Below are 17,477 nucleotides of genomic sequence, written 5' to 3'. Positions count from 1 at the left end.
TAATGGCATTATTGGAAAATCATTGGATGGATGGTTTCCCCGTCCGTCGGTCACCTCCTGAACTGACAGGGAACCCAACAGATTCAGAAAGGATAATGGGGAATGACACAGGTCAACGCCAAGGATTTTATCGAGGAGCTGCGTTTCGATATCCGCGAAAAGGATATGATCAAGGCCAAATTGGTTCTATCCAAAATCGAGTCCGTGGATGACAGTATCCGCAAACTGGCCCTGTTCGAACTCAACCGGGCGGATGACCAGTTTGCCATCCCCCTGATCGTGAGTCTGATTGCCGAGTACCGCAACCTGGCCCGAACCTATCCCCAGCTGCGCGAGATCCTGTACGCCAAGGCACTCTACCACCCGCAAATGCTGCTTTCCATGCTGACGCGGGAATCACGCCGTGAAGACCGTGTGGTGCTGGTGGAGGTGGCCGGAGAAATGCGTCTTGAGGGAGCCGCTTCCCAATTGATGGGAATTCTCAATGAAGACGGCGATGAAGTCGTTATCAAAGCGGTGGTCATGGCATTGGGAATGATCGGCGAGACCGCCGCCACCACCGCCATCTCCGAATATCTCTATTCCGGCAGTCTGGAATTGACCATCGCCGCCATTTATGCCCTGGGCCAGTTGGCCAGTCCCACGGCATTTCAGCGCCTTTCCGAAAAGCTGGGTGCCGACCCGGACCTGGACATCATGATCCTCGACGTATTTGCCACGGATCAGAGTCCGGCGGCCATCGACCGCCTCAACGAAGTGCTCTCATCCCATTATGCCCACCTGCGCAATGCCACCAAACAACGGCTCAGAGAAATGGGTGGCAAAGCCGTGCCCAGCCTGATCGGCAACCTGCTGCACGATGATCCGGACCTGCTTATCCATACCCTCAATGTGCTGGGGGAAATCGGCGACGAAAGCGCCATTGTACCGATCCGTAAGCTGCTGCACAATGAACCGAAAAATGCCAATGTCCGCTTCGCCGCCTATGAGGCCCTGGGAATGCTGCCCGTGGAAAAAGGTGCCTTTGCCCTGGCTCAGGGCCTGGCCGACCCGGTCCAAAATGTCCGCGCGGCGGCGGCGGCGGCCATCGACCGGAACTATAACACGATGCTGGCCGCCGGATTGAAAAACATGGTCCGTTCGGGAGGCATCGAAACCCGTCAGGTGACCGAAGCGGTACTCAATGGCGGTTGTGACGCTATTTTTCTGGATCTTCTGGAAGAAAAATCGTTTCAGGCCTGCGCACTGGACTTTCTGGGCACCACGGTTCATCCGGACGTACGCAGTCGTTTTGTGGACCTGATGCGCAAAAACGGCCATGATGCACTGGTTGCCCGGATCGGTGATACCAATGGAAACACACCCTCAGCGGCATTGACGGTCTTTGCCGTTGACGATTCAAAAATGATCCTGAACATCTATCGCGGCGCACTGCACAGCCTGGGCTGCGCGCCCCGACTGTTTGAATTTCCCGCCGAGGCCGTGAAAGCCGTAACCATGGACAAACCGGATGTGATTTTCACCGATCTGAACATGCCGGAAATTAACGGCATCGAGCTCATCCGGGAAGTGCGTCGGCATTACGACAAAACAGATCTACCGATCATCATGGTCACCACGCAAAACGAAACCCAGGACAACGATGCCGCGACCGAGGCCGGCGTCAATAAAATCTTGCACAAACCCTTTACGGCAGAGAACTTGGGGAATGCGTTGAACGCGCTGGGGATCATCCCGCCAAAAACCGAGAAGAAAGATGACCACAAGGCCGTCGGTTGAGAATCGATGTTCAGGCCGCCCCATTGGAATCATCAATGGGGCGAAGAAAACAGGCTTGAAATCGCCTTAAATGATCCAGAGCGCCAATTCATCGGCCAGCTTCAGCACTTTGTCACTGACCCGGCCGATAAAATATTCGTCAATGAAGGTGATCAACTCACGACGACTGATGACAACACTACCGTAATCGTTTCCCCTGGCCTCCTCGACGATGCGATAGCCTCGCTCTCGATCGACGACGGAAATCTTTGCAGAAATCTGCTCCGGGGCCAATCCCGCGTCCACCAGCCGTTGTCGCGCTTCACCCAGTTGCTGTCCGAGTTCAAACGATCCGGTGTCAATGGGCCCATTAAAATCGGCAGGGATGTAAACCGGTGAACTGCCCTCCCAGAATTTCTTTTCCGCATTGATCATGCTGTACAATTGCAGCCGGTGGTCCGAACGGCCGACAAGAGAGCCCGCATACGCCACCCCTTTCATGGCCTCATGGCTGCCATTGAAGGCGACAAGCATGTTCTTTGCATCCGGATGCCCACCCACCACGATAATTGGAATATGCTTGACTTTGGCCACCAGTTTCATGGCCGTGCTCTTGAGCACCCAATCCTTGAACCGGCTGGTGCCGGTCCTTCCGACGATGATGGCCTCATAACCGTTATAGGATTCCTTGACGATATCCTGGGCCACCCCCAGCATCTTTGTGGGGGTCATGGTGGAAATGGCCTCCTCTGGGAATCCCTTGCTGCGAAAGTGGGCAACAATGTTGTCCAGCGTTTCGCAGATTTCCGATTTCTGCTCGGTGGTCCAGCGCTTCAGGCCGGTCATGCTACGTTTGAAGTGGGGATAGGCACCCAAATCGGAAAAAAGGTCGAACAGCTGCGTCTGAACGTTGAAGAGGACGAAATGGGTTCGATCCGTCGGAAAAAGGTTCGCTGCATAATTGATGGCGTTTAACGACTGCTCACTACCATCAACCGCGATGAGAATTTTGTTGGGGGGAGCGGTTTCCTGCACGGCATTTCTCCTTTGTTAAGAGTCTTGACGCTAACGGAAGAGAACAAGCTGTATGATTCATATACTATCCCGCAGGACAGCTTCCGTCAACAAAGGAGATGCACGGCACGTGGAAAATACAGATTAATCATCTCAAATTCTCTTAGGTGGTTTCAGCATCTGAAGACAAATTCGCAGGTCGGCGGTCGCATCCCTTAGGCTGAATCTCTTTTGCCAAATGGCATCGAGGCAGGCGACCCCGATGACATGGAATTGGATATGCGGCATCCAATGGTCGCGGAAAATAACACATAAACCATCCAATAATAGCTATATTGTAACTTGACGCTTGACTTTTTCAGAAAAAGGGAAGATAAGCTTTGGTGTCTTTCCATTCGGCTTCAACGAGTCGTATTGTACCAAGATTTCCTAGCGGGAAATTTTTTTATTTTAGGGTACAGGAAAAACGCAGAAAAAAATCCCACAAACAAACAAAAAGAATGAAATTCATGGCGGAAACATGGCACTGAAACTCGAAGGTTACGAGGGGAACGGCACTTTCTCCCATGGCATCCATCCACCGGAGCGCAAATCCATATCCAAGGATGCTGCCATACGGGTGATGCCTACTCCGGACACGGTAGTGCTTTCCCTGCACCAGAACATCGGCGGCCCCTGTGAGCCCTTGGTAAAACCCCGCAAAAAAGTCGCCTGGGGAGAGTTGATCGGCAAGGGCAAAGGTTTTGTATCAACGACCCTGCACGCCTCGATCCCCGGCGTCGTCCAGCGGCCCATACGCGTCACCCTGGCCAATGGCCGGCACATGGACACCATGCCCATCAAGGCCGAAGGCGATATCCCCACCGACCAGGATCTTTGGGACGAAATTTTTGGCGGCGAGTGGCCGACAACGGGTTTGGATGCCTATGATCCAGCCCAGATCAGCCAGGATATCAGCGCCGCCGGTCTCGTCGGCATGGGCGGGGCGGCCTTTCCCACCCACGTCAAAATCATGCCCAACGACAAAAAGCCGGTCCACACTCTGATCGTCAATGGATGTGAATGCGAGCCGTATCTGACGTCCGACTATCGGCTGATGATGGAAGCACCGGAACCGATCATCACCGGCGCGCTGTTAGCGGCACGATCCCTGGGGGCCGGGCGAATCGCCATCGGTGTGGAAGACAACAAAATGGCGGCCGTGGAGACGCTGAAAAGAGTGGCTGCCGGCACGGGCATCGAAATCGCCGTACTCAAGACCAAATACCCCCAGGGAAGTGAGAAGCACCTGATTCAGTCCGTCATCAAACGGCAGGTGCCCTTGGGCGGTCTGCCTTCGGATGTGGGCGTAGCCGTCAGCAATGTGGGCACCATGGCGGCCGTGGCCCGCGCCGTGATCCACAAAAAACCGTTGACCCACCGCGTGATCAGCGTGACCGGCGGCGGCATCGCCAATCCCCGCAACGTCCTGGCCCCCATTGGCGTCTCCTTCGGTGAATTGATCGACTTCTGCGGCGGCCTGAAATCCAGCGCGGCCCGGCTGGTGGCCGGCGGCCCCATGATGGGATTCGCCTTCACCAACCCCGACACCCCGGTGACTAAGGGAACCAGCGGCCTGACCGTCATGTCCCGTGAAGAGGTCAGGGCCGGCGAAGAGACCCATTGCGTCCGTTGCGGCAAATGCGTGGATGTTTGTCCGATGCGTCTGGTACCCACCAAAATCGCCATGGCGGCCAGATACCAGGACATCGCCCTGTCCCTTCGATACAACATCATGGCCTGCTTCGAATGCGGCAGCTGTGCCTATACCTGTCCGGCCCATATCCCCCTGGTCCAGCTGATCCGGTCGGGGAAGGCGCGCATAGCGGCGATGGATCGGAAATGACCACGGAAGCACGGAGAAATAACCAAAATGCAGGAAAGTGACGTGAATATCAACGATACTAGCGGATCGACAACTCCGGTTATCCACGTATCCCCCTCACCCCATCTGGTGCAAGCCGCTGCGAGCACCCGCCGGATGATGGTGGATGTGTTGATCGCCTTGGCACCTGTGGTGGGCATGTCCTTATATATATTCCGCGACTACGCCCTCTATCAGCTGATTGTCTGCCTGATGGGATGTCTGCTTGCTGAACTCATCTTCTCCGGCATGCGCGGCCGCAAGGAGACTGTCAAGGATTTCTCGGCTGTCGTTACGGCCATCATCCTGGCCATGTCCCTGCCCGGCACGGCGCCATGGTATGTCGGCTTCATCGCCTCGTTCGTGGCCATCGGCATCGGCAAGATCATCTTCGGTGGATTGGGCATGAACCTGTTCAATCCGGCCATGGTGGGGAGGGCGTTCGTCATGATCTCTTTTGCCGGCGCCCTGGCCGCATCCGGATATGAGAGCGCCACCAGCGCCATCGATGCCATCAGCCAGGCCACGCCCATGAATGCCTACAAGATGAACGGCGTGGTCACCCCCATCGCCCATCTGTTCTACGGAACCACTAACGGCAGCTTGGGGGAAACCAGTGCGATTGCCTGTATTCTGGGAGGTCTCTACCTGATCATCCGGCGTACCGCATCGTGGGAAATCCCGGCCGGCCTGCTTTTGGCCGTGGCGGCCATCGGCGGTTTGGCCGATTTGATGGGCCCGGCCGACGGTTGGACGACACTGCATCATCTGCTTGGCGGATCGGTTCTCTTCGGGGCCTTTTTCATTGCCACCGACCCGGTGACCAGCCCCTTGACCCCCAAGGGAAAATTCATCTTCGGTTTGGGTACGGGCCTTTTGATCATGGTGCTGCGGCTTTTTTCCGGATACCCGGAAGGCGTCATGTTTGCCGTCCTGTTCATGAATGCGTTGACCCCTTTGATTAACCGGTGGACCATCCCCACACCTTTCGGTGGGCAATAGAGGTAGCGGAAAATGGATGCTGAAAAAAAACAACCCGCCGGCGGCCTGAAAGCCAACTATCTGGTCCAGGCCTGGCTGGTGATCTTCCTGGCAATCGGGTTCGGTGTCTCCCTGGCCGGCGTGCAACTGGCCCTTGGCCCGGTCATCGAACAGAACAAAATGAACGAAACCCTTCAAAAAGTGCCGGAACTGGTGCTTGGCCGCGAGGCGACCCAGAAAATGGCCGCTGAAAACCAAACGCTTGAGATCACGCCCAAACAGATCGCCGTAAAAAAACCGACCAGCGAGAAATTCTACAGCGTCTACCAGGCCAGTTATCAGGGGGCGCCCAAGGGCTGGGTGATCAAGACCAAGGGCCAGGGCTATGCCGATAACATCGAGCTTTTGATCGGCCTCACGGCGGATCTCAAGACCATCACGGGTCTGTTCGTTCTCGACCAGAAGGAAACGCCCGGTCTGGGCAACAAGATCATTACCGATGCGTGGCGCGGCCAATTCATCAACGCCCCGGCAAGCGCCCCCCTGGTGGTGGTGAAAACCGGGGCCACCAAACCCGGTGAAATCGATGCCGTCACCGGCGCCACGATTTCCTCGAAAAGCGTCACCACATTGATCAATTCCGCCATCACGGACCTGCGCCAACCGCTTACCAGCGGCGCTGCCGAAACGGGGAAAGGGGGGAAGGCCAATGGCTGATCAGCCCACCGCCACTGAACGGTTTATTCAAGGAATCCTGCCGGAGAACCCGGTCTATCGCCAACTGCTGGGCATGTGTCCCACCCTGGCCGTAACCAACAGCCTCATGGCGGCGCTCACCATGGCCGGTGCCGTCGCGTTCGTGCTCCTGTGCGCCAACGTGATCACCAGCCTGATCCGCGATCTGCTCAAACCGCACCTTCGCATCGTCATCTTCACCCTGACCATTGCCACGTTCGTGACCATCGCCGACCGTGCCCTGGCCGCCTATCTCTACCAGATGAGCAAAACCCTCGGGCCCTACATTCCGCTGATCATCGTCAACTGTATCATTATCTGTCGTTGTGAAGTGGTGGCATCCAAGCAGTCGGCCTTTGTTGCCGCCGCCGACGCCATCGGTCAGAGTCTGGGGTTCGGTCTGGCGCTTTCCAGCATCGCCGCCGTGCGAGAAATTCTCGGCACCGGATGCCTGTTCGGCATGCGGGTGCTGCCGGTAGTATGGCCTGACTGGGTCATCATGGTGCTGCCGCCCGGAGCATTTCTCACCTTTGGCCTGCTGTTGGGTTGCGTCAACTGGTTTACCGCTCGCAAGAGCGCCAACAAAGAAGCGTAGGGAGCCGACCACACCATGAACTATCTAATCGATATCCTGCTCATCGCCCTGGGGGCGGCCCTGATCAACAACTTCGTGTTGTACTATTTTGTGGGTATCTGCCCCTTTATCGGTGTCTCCCGACGGGTCAGCATGGCCGTTGGCATGGGGGCCGCCGTGACATTCGTCATTACCATTGCCGCATTCATTTCCTGGAGCATTACCACGTTCGTGCTGATGCCCGGGGCACCGCTCACCCGGATGGCAGCAAGTCTCTTCATGTCGGCCGAATCTGCCGCCGGAGTCGATTTGACCATTTTGAGCTACATTGTCTACATCTTCGCCATCAGCGCTTCGGTGCAGTTTGTCGAGATGTACGTACGTCGATTCTTTCCCATACTGTACAAGGCCTTCGGCGTTTTTCTACCATTGATCACCACCAACTGCGCCATCCTCTTCGCCTGCCTGACCATCATGAGCCATGTGGTCGGTGCGGAGAACCCGGCCGACCGCTGGGATCTGGGCCGGTCCCTGACCTTGGCTTTCTTCGGCGGTGTCGGATTTACCATCGCCATTGTCATTATGGCCGGCATCCGTGAGGAACTGGAACTGTGCGATATTCCCAAGCCGTTCCGCGGGGCCGCCATCGCCCTGGTCGTCGGCGGTATCCTGGCCATGGCCTTCATGGGATTTACCGGTGTGGACTCCGGCCTGCGCAAGGCCATGACCGCCAAGCCGGCCGCGATCGAGCAAGAACAAACATCCGATGCCTCTCCGGTTCTCAAGAAAGAGACGATTCTGTCGTGGGCGCCTGACTGCCAGCCTGCTTCGGTTCCGGTTAACCAACCCATCAACACGATTCTGGGGGAAATATGTCTTGGGTAATTATCGGCCTGGCCGCCACCACCATGCTGGCCATGGCCCTCGTGCTGTCATTTGTCTTGGGCTGGGCCAATCGGGCCTTTCATGTGGAAGTGGATCCGCGTATCGATGCCGCCATCGAAGTACTGCCGGGCGCCAACTGCGGTGGTTGCGGCTATGTCGGGTGCGGTGAATACGCCGAATCCATCGTTTTGGAAAATGCCCCGGTAAACAAATGTACCGTCGGTGGGGACAGTGTCATGAAGGCGCTGGCCGATGTAATGGGCGTGGATGCCGAGGCCAGCTTCCCTTGGCGCCCGGTGGTGCACTGCGGCGCCCACCTGGAAGATCGCCTGGGCCGTAACCCCTATATCGGTGAGCAGCGCTGCGCAACCGCCAACCTGGTGACCGACGTCCAGGGATGTACCTACGGTTGCCTCGGATTTGGCGACTGCACGCGGGCATGCTCCTTCGACGCCATTCATGTGGAAGATGGCCTGGCGCGGGTCGATTATGAAAAGTGCGTCGGCTGCGGTGCGTGTGCCAAGGCTTGCCCGCGCAACATCATCACCATGGCACCGTTCAAGAGCGAACGCATGCTGGTGGTGGAGTGCTCCAACCTGGATGCGGGCAAGGATGTCAAAGCGGTTTGCAAGGTCGGCTGCCTGGGCTGCAAGGCCTGCGAACGCATTTCCGACATGTTCGCCCTGAAAAACAACCTCTCGACCATCGATTACGAATGCTACGATCCGGAGAATATGGAAGATTGCCTCAAAGCTGCTGACAAATGCCCCCGCAACCGGCTGGTCTTCGTGGGCAAACCCACCGAGAAGGACCTCAAGGCGGTGGCTGACGAGGAACTGCCCGATGTGGTCGTGCCGGACTTCAAGACCACCGTGGACGATACGGAGTGGCGCGGATAGAAACCCGGCGTTATCTTCCCATATCCCCGAAACAATACTGAACCAGGGTACAGGCGGCCAGCGTGGCGGTCTCGGCGCGCAGGATGCGCGTCCCCAATCCGGCGGTGAGAAATCCATGCGTTCGGGCGCGCTGGATTTCGTCGGCACTGAACCCGCCTTCCGGCCCCACCACCACCAGGATCTGATGCGGCTGCCGGGGCGCCGTGTCGGGAATCCGGAAAGCCCCAAGCGTCTCCTCCCAGAAAATGATCTTCAGGTCGAACGACGCCGACGATGCGATCACGGCGTCAAAATCGTCCACCGGCGCAATTTGAGGAAGGCATCCGCGTCGGCACTGCTTCACGGCCTCCAGGGCAATCTTCTCCCAGCGTGCCAGGCGTGGGCCAAGCCCCTTGCTTCCCGGCACCGGGATCGACCGAGCAGCATAAAACGGCATCCAGGTATCGATCCCCAGTTCGGTCAACTGGCGGATCAGAGCATCCATCTTACGATCCTTGAGCACCCCCTGGGCCAGGGTGATATGAACGGGCGACTCCGCCAGCATAGCAAAGTTCTCCTCAATAGCCACAGCAACCCGTTTGGGCGAGCATGTGACAATCCGGGCCGTATACCCCCTGCCGGTGCCGTCGAACAGCTCCACGGTGTCGCCGGATGCCAGCCGCAGCACCCGGCAAATATGGGCGGCATCCGATCCGGTGATTTCCGGCTGCACGGCACCAGCCATCTCTGGCGGTATATAAAATCGTCTCAAGGCCATAATTCTTTTGATTTCACCAAACCATCTGTTAAGTCAAGGCAATTGTTCTATACCGGTTACCATCTTGAATCCCGCTTGTTATAGCATTCAAGATAATGTTTTTGGCAAAGCCTTAAGGGAGGAAGCTGTATCACCCATACCGCTTTCGACCGATAACGCCGCCCAAAAACATTATCTTGAATGCTATCAGGAGCGCCATGAACGCCTATCCTCTGCCCGGAATCATCGATTTTCTGAAAACGGTGGTGCCGTTCAACACCCTTGACGAGGCCACCCTCGAGCAGGTGGCCAATACCATCGAAGTGGCCTTCTACCCGGCCGGCCAACCGATCATCCGCATGAACGAAGCGGCCGGCGGCTATCTCTATATCGTTCAGACCGGCTGTGCGCGGATCTCCATCACCGATGAATCCGCCGATGAACTGCTGGTCGACCTGCGAGGCGAGGGTGACAGCTTTGGTGCGGTGAGTTTGCTGGAAGGAAAAAGCGCCCTGTTCAACATCACCGCCCAAGAAGACATGATTGCGCTGCTGGTTCCCAAAGCGGCGGTGGACCGGCTGCTGGCCGCCCATGCGCCGTTCAAACGCTACTTTGGTTTCTCCCTGGCCCGCAACTTCAGGGCCGTTCGCAAATCCGCCGATGAACAGCTCAGTCTGTTGACCAGTGACAGCCAGATCCAGTTCGATCAGTTCATGACCGGCAAACGGGTCAGCGACCTGATGTCCACGGCGCCACTGACCTGCGGACCGGAAACGACGGTCCAGCAGGCAGCGCGTTTCATGAAGACACGCGGTGTCGGCTCCATTGTCGTCCAGGACGCCGAAGGACTGCCGCTGGGAATTCTCACCGATACCGATCTGCGCAGCCAGATCATTGCCGAGGGTCGCGACCTGAGCACACCGGTGGAGGCAATCATGAGTGCTCCTATCCGCAGCGTCGCACCGCACGCCTTTGCCTTCGACGCCCTGCTGGACATGAGCCGCTTCGCCATCAGCCACCTGGTCGTCACCGAAAACCGGAAAGCCGTGGGAATCCTCAGCGAGCACGATTTTCAGCTGGCCGCAGGCACATCGCCGGTGGGAATGATAGGAGATATTTCCAATGCCACCAGTATCGATGAACTGGTCGGCAAACGCGCCCACATCGACCGGGTGCTGGAAATGGCCATGCAGCGCAGCGGCGCGGTTAAGCCTATGGTGGCCCTGATCGCCGAGTTGAACGACCGCGTTACACGCCAGTTCATCCGCGTGGTCGAAAAAAAAATGGCCGACAGCGCCTGGGGGCCGCCGCCGACGGATTACTGCTGGCTGGCCATGGGCAGTGAAGGGCGCCGGGAACAAACCCTGTACTCGGACCAGGACAACGCCCTGCTCTATCAGGATGTTGGCCAGGAAGACGAACCTGAAGTCCGGCGCTGGTTTCTGGCCATGGCCGAACAGGTGGTGGATGCCCTGGCCCGTTTCGGTATTCCCCGCTGCCAGGGCGGGGTCATGGCCAGCAACCCCAGGTGGTGCCTGAGCCTAGAGCAATGGCGTGAGATGTTTGGCGGCTGGCTCGACACGCCCACGCCGGAAAGCATGCGCCTGGCCACGGTCTTTTTCGATTTCCGCAGCATTACCGATGGATTCGACGGCGCCCTGCGGCTGCGCCAGTGGCTGACCGAAACGGCGGCCGGCAAGAGGCATTATGCCCGCGAACTGGCCGGCAACGCCCTGTACAACCGGCCGCCCATCGGATTTCTGCGCCAGTTCGTGGTGGAGACCTCCGGCGAACACAGCCGCGGCCTCAATTTGAAGCTGCGCGGCCTGACACCGGTGGTGGATGCCGCGCGGGTCATGGCCCTGGAGCTGGGTATTGCGGAGACCAACACCGTGGCGCGCCTAAAGGCGGTTACCCGCAAAAATGGTCTGGATGCCGAATTTGCCGCCGCCATTGACGACGCCTACGATTACATCAACTTTATCCGCATCAGCCATCACCTGCGCAACAGGACCCAGGGCCAGCCCCTGAACAACTTCGTCAACCCGGCCCTGCTCAATCCCATGGAGCGCAAAGTGCTCAAGGAAAGTTTCTCCATCATCAGCCAGTTGCAGGAGCTGCTGGCCGTGCGCTACCAGATCTGGGGCACCCGGTAGCCGGCCATGGGGACCCTGTTTACGGCCCGCATGATGAACCGCCTGCTGCAGCTGCGCCTGCACAAGCGGCGCCTGCCGCCATTGGCCGCCGCCAATCTGGCCTCCCTGGCCCATCTGGATGCGTCCCGCCCGGCCGGCAAATACGCCTATACGGTCGTCGACCTGGAGACCACCGGCCTGGATTTCAGGAAAGACCGCATCGTCAGCATCGGTGCCGTCAAGCTGATCGACGAACGCATCCACCTGGGCCGAATGTTCAACCAGCTGGTCAATCCGGGCCGCCACATGCCGGCACAAGCCATCACAATCCACGGGATTGTCCCGTCCATGCTGGCCTCCGCGCCCTCGGGCATGGACACGCTGGACGGTTTTCTGGACTTTCTGGGCAGCGATATTCTCGTGGCCCATCCGGCCTGGTTCGATGTCGCGTTTCTCAACCGTCTGATGCAGGCCCGCTACGGCTTCCGGTTGCAGAATCTGACAATCGACAACCGTCTCTTGTGCGAACGGCTCCTGCTGACCAAAATGCTGCCGGCGCTGCCACGCAAACCCGGCCTTTTGGGAAACGACGCGGCCGATCCGGAACGACACCGGAAGCAGCCCGACCTCGAGAAGATCGCCCACCAGCTGGGAATCCGCATCTATCAACGGCACAGTGCCGTGGGCGACGCCCTGGCCACCGCCATGATCCTGCAACGCTGCCTGGCAAAACTGGCGCAGACCGGCCGGGGCCGGCTGAGAGACCTGATCCGGTCCGGCACCGTCTGATATCCATAAAAAGAACCGGCCGGGTGTGGTTTATTCAACCACACCCGGCCGGTTTGGCTGGCAAGGATTAAAACGCTGATGGTCAGGGTCTATTCCAAGCGCCCGGTTCGCCCAGGCGTGCGGCCATGGAACTGTGTGGAAGCCAAGCGGCGGCAGGGGAGGATGGCGATCAACTCATCGCGCGGGGGAGCAGCATTCCGGCTCTCAAGCCGCACAGGGCAGATGGGCAGACGCCAAATCACGGAGTTGCTCACCGACCTGAATCATGGCCTGCAGCTGTTTTCCCGTCAATGTGGCCTGAAGCGGAGTGGCCGGATCACACAGATTGAGCACGCCGTCCATTGCCTCGATCGCCTGGAGCAGATCGCTCGGAAGGTCCGCAAAATCTGCTGCCTCCTGTGCCATGCGAGACAGGGTATTGTGCTGGGGAATGGCATTGTAGCAGCAAAAAATTCCCATGAGATACTTTTCGATACTGAGGCACACGACATGGTAAATCATCGTGCCGGTAAACACCGAACCGCGGCGATGGCCGTTTCTGGCGGTTTCCAGATAGCTGTTGCCGGCCTCAATCAAACTTGCACAATCATTCCTGTTCATGGCCTGTACTCCCTTCTTTGTTGGGATCTAATCGCGCATCCGCCTACAAGGCGTATTCATCCGCGACTTCGCCATCTTCAAGGGCATCGAGGATCTCGTCAACGATCTCTTCGCTCTCCACGCCGCCGTACCAGAGACCCTTGGGATAAATCACCATCACCGGACCATGGTCACAGGCCTTCATACAGCCGGTGCTGGTGATCTGGGCATTCAGTCCACGATCGAGAATTTCATTTTCGATGTAAGGCAAAAGGTCGACCGAACCTTTTTTTTTGCATACTCCCTTGGCATCGCCATCGGCACGAAAACTGGCGCAGACAAAAATGTGGTGTTCCGGTTTTTCCATTTGTAAATCCCCTCCTTGTTAACAGTTTACTTATCGTTTCTTTCAACAATTGACAGTTTCGTAAAACGTCCGATATCTGCGTTACCCTTCAGAGTAACTCTTATTTCAGCATCACATGCACCCCATCCCCGCCATCGGGTGCTGCTTGTTGCACGCTTTGATGTCCCGCCGGACCATGAAGTTCATGCTGTGCCCTTCGAAAACAGCTTCGGCAGCCTCTTCAATCATTCCGTCCAGTTCCAGGATATCGATCTTCTTCTTGCTGAGCACACGCCGGGGGTTGTCGCCGATCCCGGCGACCATCAATGCCCGGCAATCGCTGAGGATTTTGCTGAGGTCCTCCCAGCGTTGCAGACCGCCGCCCGGCTCGGGTGTTTTGCGAGATTCGACCAGGTAAATTTCACCGTTGTCCCGCCGCCCATAGATAAACAGTTCCTCGGCTTTACCGAGTTTCTGGTTGACCAGTACGCCCTCCTGGCTGGCAACCGCCACATAAGGCCGCGTCTCGTTGAATATCTCGGGCATCTGGGCGCATTCCTGCAATTTCTCGTTGATTTGGCAACCGTTTTCCTCACCCAGAATCCCCACGGCATCGGCCCGGCAGCGTTTGCAGTGATACATCTGAGGAATATGCTGGGCCGCCTTCTTGCGAATTTGGATCACGCTTTCTTTGGACGGTTCCGGAATATCCGCAAACTTGGCCCCCTTATTGGGGAAAAAGGGGATACAGTTGAGGATGTCCACCTTCAGCTCGGCCATTTTTTCGGCCACCGTTTCAATGTGGTCTTCATTGATTCCCGGCAAAATGATCGTGTTGACTTTGGTGGTCACATTCTTTTCCTTAAGGCGAATGATCGCCTCGAGTTGCTTTTCCAGCAACACCTCGAAGCCGGCTTTGGGGGCCAGCACCCGCTTGCCGTGACGAACGAAGGAATAAATCTGAGAACCGATTTCCGGATCGACGGCATTCAAGGTAATGGTCACATGGCTGACATTCATTTCAGATAGTTCATCGATGTACGGACCGATGCCCAGGCCGTTGGTGGCCAGACAAAGAATTATTTCGGGGTATTTTTCCCGTACCAGCCGAAGTGTTTCCATGGTTTCATCGGGGTTGGCGAACGGATCACCCGGGCCGGCGATCCCCACGACCGAAATGTTTTTCACTTCTTCGAAAACATAGTCGAGATAAGTCATGGCCTGACGCGGTTTCAGTACCGCGCTGGTGACCCCGGGCCGGCTTTCGTTGACGCAATCGTATTTTCGATCGCAGTAATTGCATTGAATATTGCAGCGAGGCGCTACGGGAAGGTGCACCCTTCCGTATTTGCCTCTCATTTTGGCATTGAAACAGGGGTGGTTGGCTAGATCCATTGTTCTCTCCTGGTTGCTTACATGTAAAAATAACCGACAGGCGATGAATCCTGCCTATTAGCAATAATTGTGTTGGTAATGGTATCAAACAGCTGCTGGGCACCGCGGTATCCCACGTGAACGATTCTCGCCCCGCCCATACGATCGTGGATGGGAAAGCCGATGCGAATGAGCGGCTTTTTCATGGAGCGTGCAATTTTGTACCCCTTGCTGTTGCCGATCAGAAAATCGGGGTTGACCTTCTTGGCGATCTCGCCGATCTCGACGAAATCGATGCCCTCTTTTACCTGGATCTGCTTGGCGTCGAAATCGTCGATAACCTGACGAAGCTTTGCTTCAAGATGGCCGCTTTTCCCGCCGGATGCGCAAAGCGCCGGCACGATGCCGATTTCCGACAAGAAAGATGCCATACCGATCACCAGATCTTCCTCGCCGTAAACAACGGCCCGGGCCTCGAAGACATACTTGTGCCCGTCCGCATAAGCGTCGATCAGACGCGCCCTTTCCTGAACATATTTTTCCGGTATGGGCTTACCGCTGATTTCTGAAATCCGATCGAAAAGCACATCCGTCTCTTTGATGCCGATGGGCAGACCGATGCGATGATTGGGAATTTCAAATTTGTCGGCCAGCAGTTGACCGGCACTTTTTGTTTCCGCGAGAATTCTTCCCAATTCGATGCTCGCCACTGCGTCGCCCATGGCGACGATCCGCTTGACGGGCGTCCCCCCTTCCGGAATCTTATGGTATTCGGTCCACATGGGGCCGTCCAGGGTTTGCGAGTAATCGGGGAGCATATTGTACGCCACGCCGAAATCTGAAAAAATTTCGTGAAAATGTCTGTGATCCGCCGGCGACAGCATGCCGGGAAAGAAATTGATACCTGCCGCATGGCTGCTTTGCTTTTGGGCCACCGTGTCCACCGTCGCCCTCACCGCAGCATGGAATCCGTCAATGTGGGTTCCCGAATAGCTGGGTGTGGAGACAGGGACAATCACCGTACCATTTTCTTCACGGTTATTCTTGAGATAATCCCTCAAAATCATGGGAACATCATCACCGATCGTCTCACTGAGGCAGGTCGTTCCCACACCGATCATTGCCGGGTGATACTGCTGGATGATGTTATCCACTGCCAGTTTCAAATTGGCGCCGCCGCCGAAGACAGCGGTTTCCTCGGAAAAATTTGACGAGGCGATATCTATCGGCTCGTTATAATGGCTGATCAGGTATCTTCGAATATATGTAGAACAGCCCTGGGATCCATGGAGCAGAGGGATGGTGTTTTCAATTCCTCTGAAAACCAGTGACGCACCCAATGGACTGCAATGCTTGCATGCATTGCTGGTGGCTTTGTATTCTGCCTTTTGCTGGGTTTTCATTTCAGGCACCTCTATTGATTTCTTTGTGGCGCGAATTGCCAGACCGGACTGGTGACCGACGCATAAACTTCTCTGGCGAAATTGATCATGCCGCTGTATCCGGCCAGCGAGAGCTTCCGCTCATGGTTGTGATCGCAAAAACCGATTCCCAGTTTGAACGCCATGGGCCTCTCTTTGACACCGCCGACGAAAAGTGAGACTTTCTTTTCGATACTGTACTTGGAAAGCTCAACAGGATTGGCATCATCCACAATCACCGTTCCGTCGTCACACATGTCCTTGAGGACCTGGTAATCTTCCTTGGTTCCGGTTTGCGACCCCGCCAGCACGACATCCATTCCCAGCGTCCGCAGCGCCTTGATCATGGAGAAGGCCTTGAACGCGCCGCCGACGTAAATGGCGGCCTTTTTCCCATGAAGCTTTTTCTTGTACTGCTTGAGGACCGGATGGATCTTCTTGACTTCCTCCCGTACCAGTGCCTGGGTCCGCGGCAGGACCTCGGGATCAATATCCTGGAAATGTTCGGCCACATCATAGAGCGCCTTGGACATATCCTCGATTCCGAAATAGGAAACCCGAATATAAGGGATTCCGTATTTTTCTTGCATGTGCTGCGCCAAATGCAGCATCGAACCTGAGCATTGCACCACGTTGAGGGCAGCGCCATGGGATCGTTTGATATTTTCGACCCGGCCGTCCCCGGTGAAAACCGACACCACCTCGAGACCCATCCGTTCGTAATAGTCGCGAATGACCCAGGCCTCGCCGGCAATGTTGAATTCGCCCATGATGTTGATGCTGAGCGGACTGATATCTTTTATTGATCCGGTACCGACAATGTTGGCCATGGCATCACAGGCCGCTTTGTATCCGTCCTTTTTGGTGCCTTTGAAGCCCTCGGAATGAACCGGCAGAACCGGGATACCTTTTTCTTCGGACATCTTCTTGCAGATGGCATCGATATCGTCGCCAATCAAACCGACAATACAGGTCGCGTAGACAAACGCGGCTTTGGGTTTATATTGATCGATCAGCGTGTCCAGTGCGTTGGTTAATTTTTTCTCACCGCCAAAGATAATATCTCTCTCCTGCAAGTCGGTGGAGAAACTCATGCGGTGCAGTTGCGGACCGGATGAGAGCGAGCCGCGGATGTCCCATGTGTAGGAGGCACAGCCAATCGGGCCGTGTATGAGATGCAGCGCATCGGCGATGGGGTAAAGCACCACCCGAGATCCGCAAAACACACACGCCCGCTGGCTGATGGAACCGGCCAGACTCTTTTTATCACACGACATATCAAAGTCTTGACTGCCTTTTTGGTAAATCTGCTTTTCTCTGCCTTTAAGTATAGAGATGCTGGCCATGT

17 protein-coding genes are annotated in these 17,477 nt (G+C 56.5%); 10 read left to right on the top strand and 7 right to left on the bottom strand.

Annotated features, from left to right (window positions below):
• The first annotated feature begins 102 nt into the window (after positions 1-102).
• Positions 103-1,779, top strand: a complete 1,677-nt coding sequence (locus GN112_RS27205; RefSeq protein ID WP_155313042.1) for a HEAT repeat domain-containing protein — start codon at positions 103-105, stop codon at positions 1,777-1,779.
• A gap of 66 nt (positions 1,780-1,845) precedes the next feature.
• Here GN112_RS27205 and GN112_RS27200 read toward each other — a convergent pair whose 3' ends face one another.
• Positions 1,846-2,793 carry a universal stress protein gene (locus GN112_RS27200; RefSeq protein WP_155313041.1) on the bottom strand — a complete coding sequence of 316 codons (948 nt, stop codon included), beginning with the start codon at positions 2,791-2,793 and terminating at the stop codon, positions 1,846-1,848.
• A gap of 328 nt (positions 2,794-3,121) precedes the next feature.
• On the opposite strand from GN112_RS27200, the gene GN112_RS35445 reads away from it, so the two are divergent.
• The 7 genes from GN112_RS35445 (at position 3,122) to GN112_RS27170 (ending at position 8,749) form a co-directional block, all read left to right on the top strand.
• Complete coding sequence (locus GN112_RS35445) at positions 3,122-3,205, top strand: hypothetical protein (RefSeq protein ID WP_414736153.1); 84 nt, start codon at positions 3,122-3,124, stop codon at positions 3,203-3,205.
• 87 nt (positions 3,206-3,292) lie between these two features.
• On the top strand, positions 3,293-4,657 hold the full coding sequence (gene rsxC, locus GN112_RS27195; RefSeq protein ID WP_155313040.1) for an electron transport complex subunit RsxC: 1,365 nt from the start codon (positions 3,293-3,295) through the stop codon (positions 4,655-4,657).
• Between the two features lie 42 nt (positions 4,658-4,699).
• On the top strand, positions 4,700-5,677 hold the full coding sequence (locus tag GN112_RS27190; protein WP_231713962.1) for an RnfABCDGE type electron transport complex subunit D: 978 nt from the start codon (positions 4,700-4,702) through the stop codon (positions 5,675-5,677).
• Positions 5,678-5,689: 12 nt separating this feature from the next.
• On the top strand, positions 5,690-6,373 hold the full coding sequence (locus tag GN112_RS27185; RefSeq protein ID WP_155313038.1) for an RnfABCDGE type electron transport complex subunit G: 684 nt from the start codon (positions 5,690-5,692) through the stop codon (positions 6,371-6,373).
• Entirely contained in the window at positions 6,366-6,986 is a 621-nt protein-coding gene (gene rsxE / locus GN112_RS27180; protein ID WP_155313037.1) for an electron transport complex subunit RsxE, read from the top strand. Before GN112_RS27185 ends, rsxE begins: the two co-directional genes overlap by 8 nt.
• Positions 6,987-7,001: 15 nt before the next feature.
• Positions 7,002-7,850 (top strand): electron transport complex protein RnfA, encoded by an 849-nt coding sequence (locus GN112_RS27175; RefSeq protein ID WP_155313036.1) that lies wholly within the window; start codon positions 7,002-7,004, stop codon positions 7,848-7,850.
• Positions 7,838-8,749: an RnfABCDGE type electron transport complex subunit B gene (locus GN112_RS27170; protein ID WP_155313035.1), complete on the top strand. Its 912-nt coding sequence runs from the start codon at positions 7,838-7,840 to the stop codon at positions 8,747-8,749. The genes GN112_RS27175 and GN112_RS27170 overlap by 13 nt, the downstream gene beginning before the upstream one ends.
• Before the next feature lie 10 nt (positions 8,750-8,759).
• On the opposite strand, the gene GN112_RS27165 is transcribed toward GN112_RS27170, so the two are convergent.
• The gene (locus GN112_RS27165) at positions 8,760-9,500 is read right to left on the bottom strand and encodes a 16S rRNA (uracil(1498)-N(3))-methyltransferase (RefSeq protein WP_162459139.1); all 741 of its coding nucleotides are present in this window, start codon (positions 9,498-9,500) and stop codon (positions 8,760-8,762) included.
• Positions 9,501-9,703: 203 nt separating this feature from the next.
• Here GN112_RS27165 and GN112_RS27160 point away from each other — a divergent pair, with 203 nt between their 5' ends.
• Together GN112_RS27160 and GN112_RS27155 are read left to right on the top strand one after the other, a co-directional pair.
• Complete coding sequence (locus tag GN112_RS27160; protein ID WP_155313033.1) at positions 9,704-11,641, top strand: DUF294 nucleotidyltransferase-like domain-containing protein; 1,938 nt, start codon at positions 9,704-9,706, stop codon at positions 11,639-11,641.
• 6 nt (positions 11,642-11,647) lie between these two features.
• On the top strand, positions 11,648-12,409 hold the full coding sequence (locus tag GN112_RS27155) for a 3'-5' exonuclease (RefSeq protein ID WP_155313032.1): 762 nt from the start codon (positions 11,648-11,650) through the stop codon (positions 12,407-12,409).
• 204 nt (positions 12,410-12,613) lie between these two features.
• Here the strand turns inward: GN112_RS27155 and GN112_RS27150 are convergent, their stop codons facing one another.
• The 5 genes from GN112_RS27150 to nifE all read right to left on the bottom strand — a co-directional run bounded on the left by GN112_RS27150 (position 12,614) and on the right by nifE (position 17,475).
• Entirely contained in the window at positions 12,614-13,009 is a 396-nt protein-coding gene (locus GN112_RS27150) for a hypothetical protein (protein ID WP_155313031.1), read from the bottom strand.
• Positions 13,010-13,052: 43 nt separating this feature from the next.
• A complete protein-coding gene (locus GN112_RS27145; RefSeq protein WP_155313030.1) occupies positions 13,053-13,355 on the bottom strand; it encodes a (2Fe-2S) ferredoxin domain-containing protein in 303 nt (100 codons plus the stop codon).
• A 111-nt stretch (positions 13,356-13,466) separates the two neighbouring features.
• Positions 13,467-14,729, bottom strand: a complete 1,263-nt coding sequence (locus GN112_RS27140) for a radical SAM protein (protein WP_155313029.1) — start codon at positions 14,727-14,729, stop codon at positions 13,467-13,469.
• Between the two features lie 17 nt (positions 14,730-14,746).
• The gene (locus tag GN112_RS27135) at positions 14,747-16,111 is read right to left on the bottom strand and encodes a nitrogenase component 1 (RefSeq protein ID WP_155313028.1); all 1,365 of its coding nucleotides are present in this window, start codon (positions 16,109-16,111) and stop codon (positions 14,747-14,749) included.
• Positions 16,112-16,122: 11 nt separating this feature from the next.
• The gene (nifE, locus tag GN112_RS27130; protein WP_155313027.1) at positions 16,123-17,475 is read right to left on the bottom strand and encodes a nitrogenase iron-molybdenum cofactor biosynthesis protein NifE; all 1,353 of its coding nucleotides are present in this window, start codon (positions 17,473-17,475) and stop codon (positions 16,123-16,125) included.
• Positions 17,476-17,477 lie beyond the last annotated feature (2 nt).

Origin of the sequence: Desulfosarcina ovata subsp. ovata, assembly GCF_009689005.1 — a bacterium.
Lineage (GTDB): Bacteria > Desulfobacterota > Desulfobacteria > Desulfobacterales > Desulfosarcinaceae > Desulfosarcina > Desulfosarcina ovata.
This window is presented reverse-complemented; position numbering and strand designations above follow the sequence as displayed.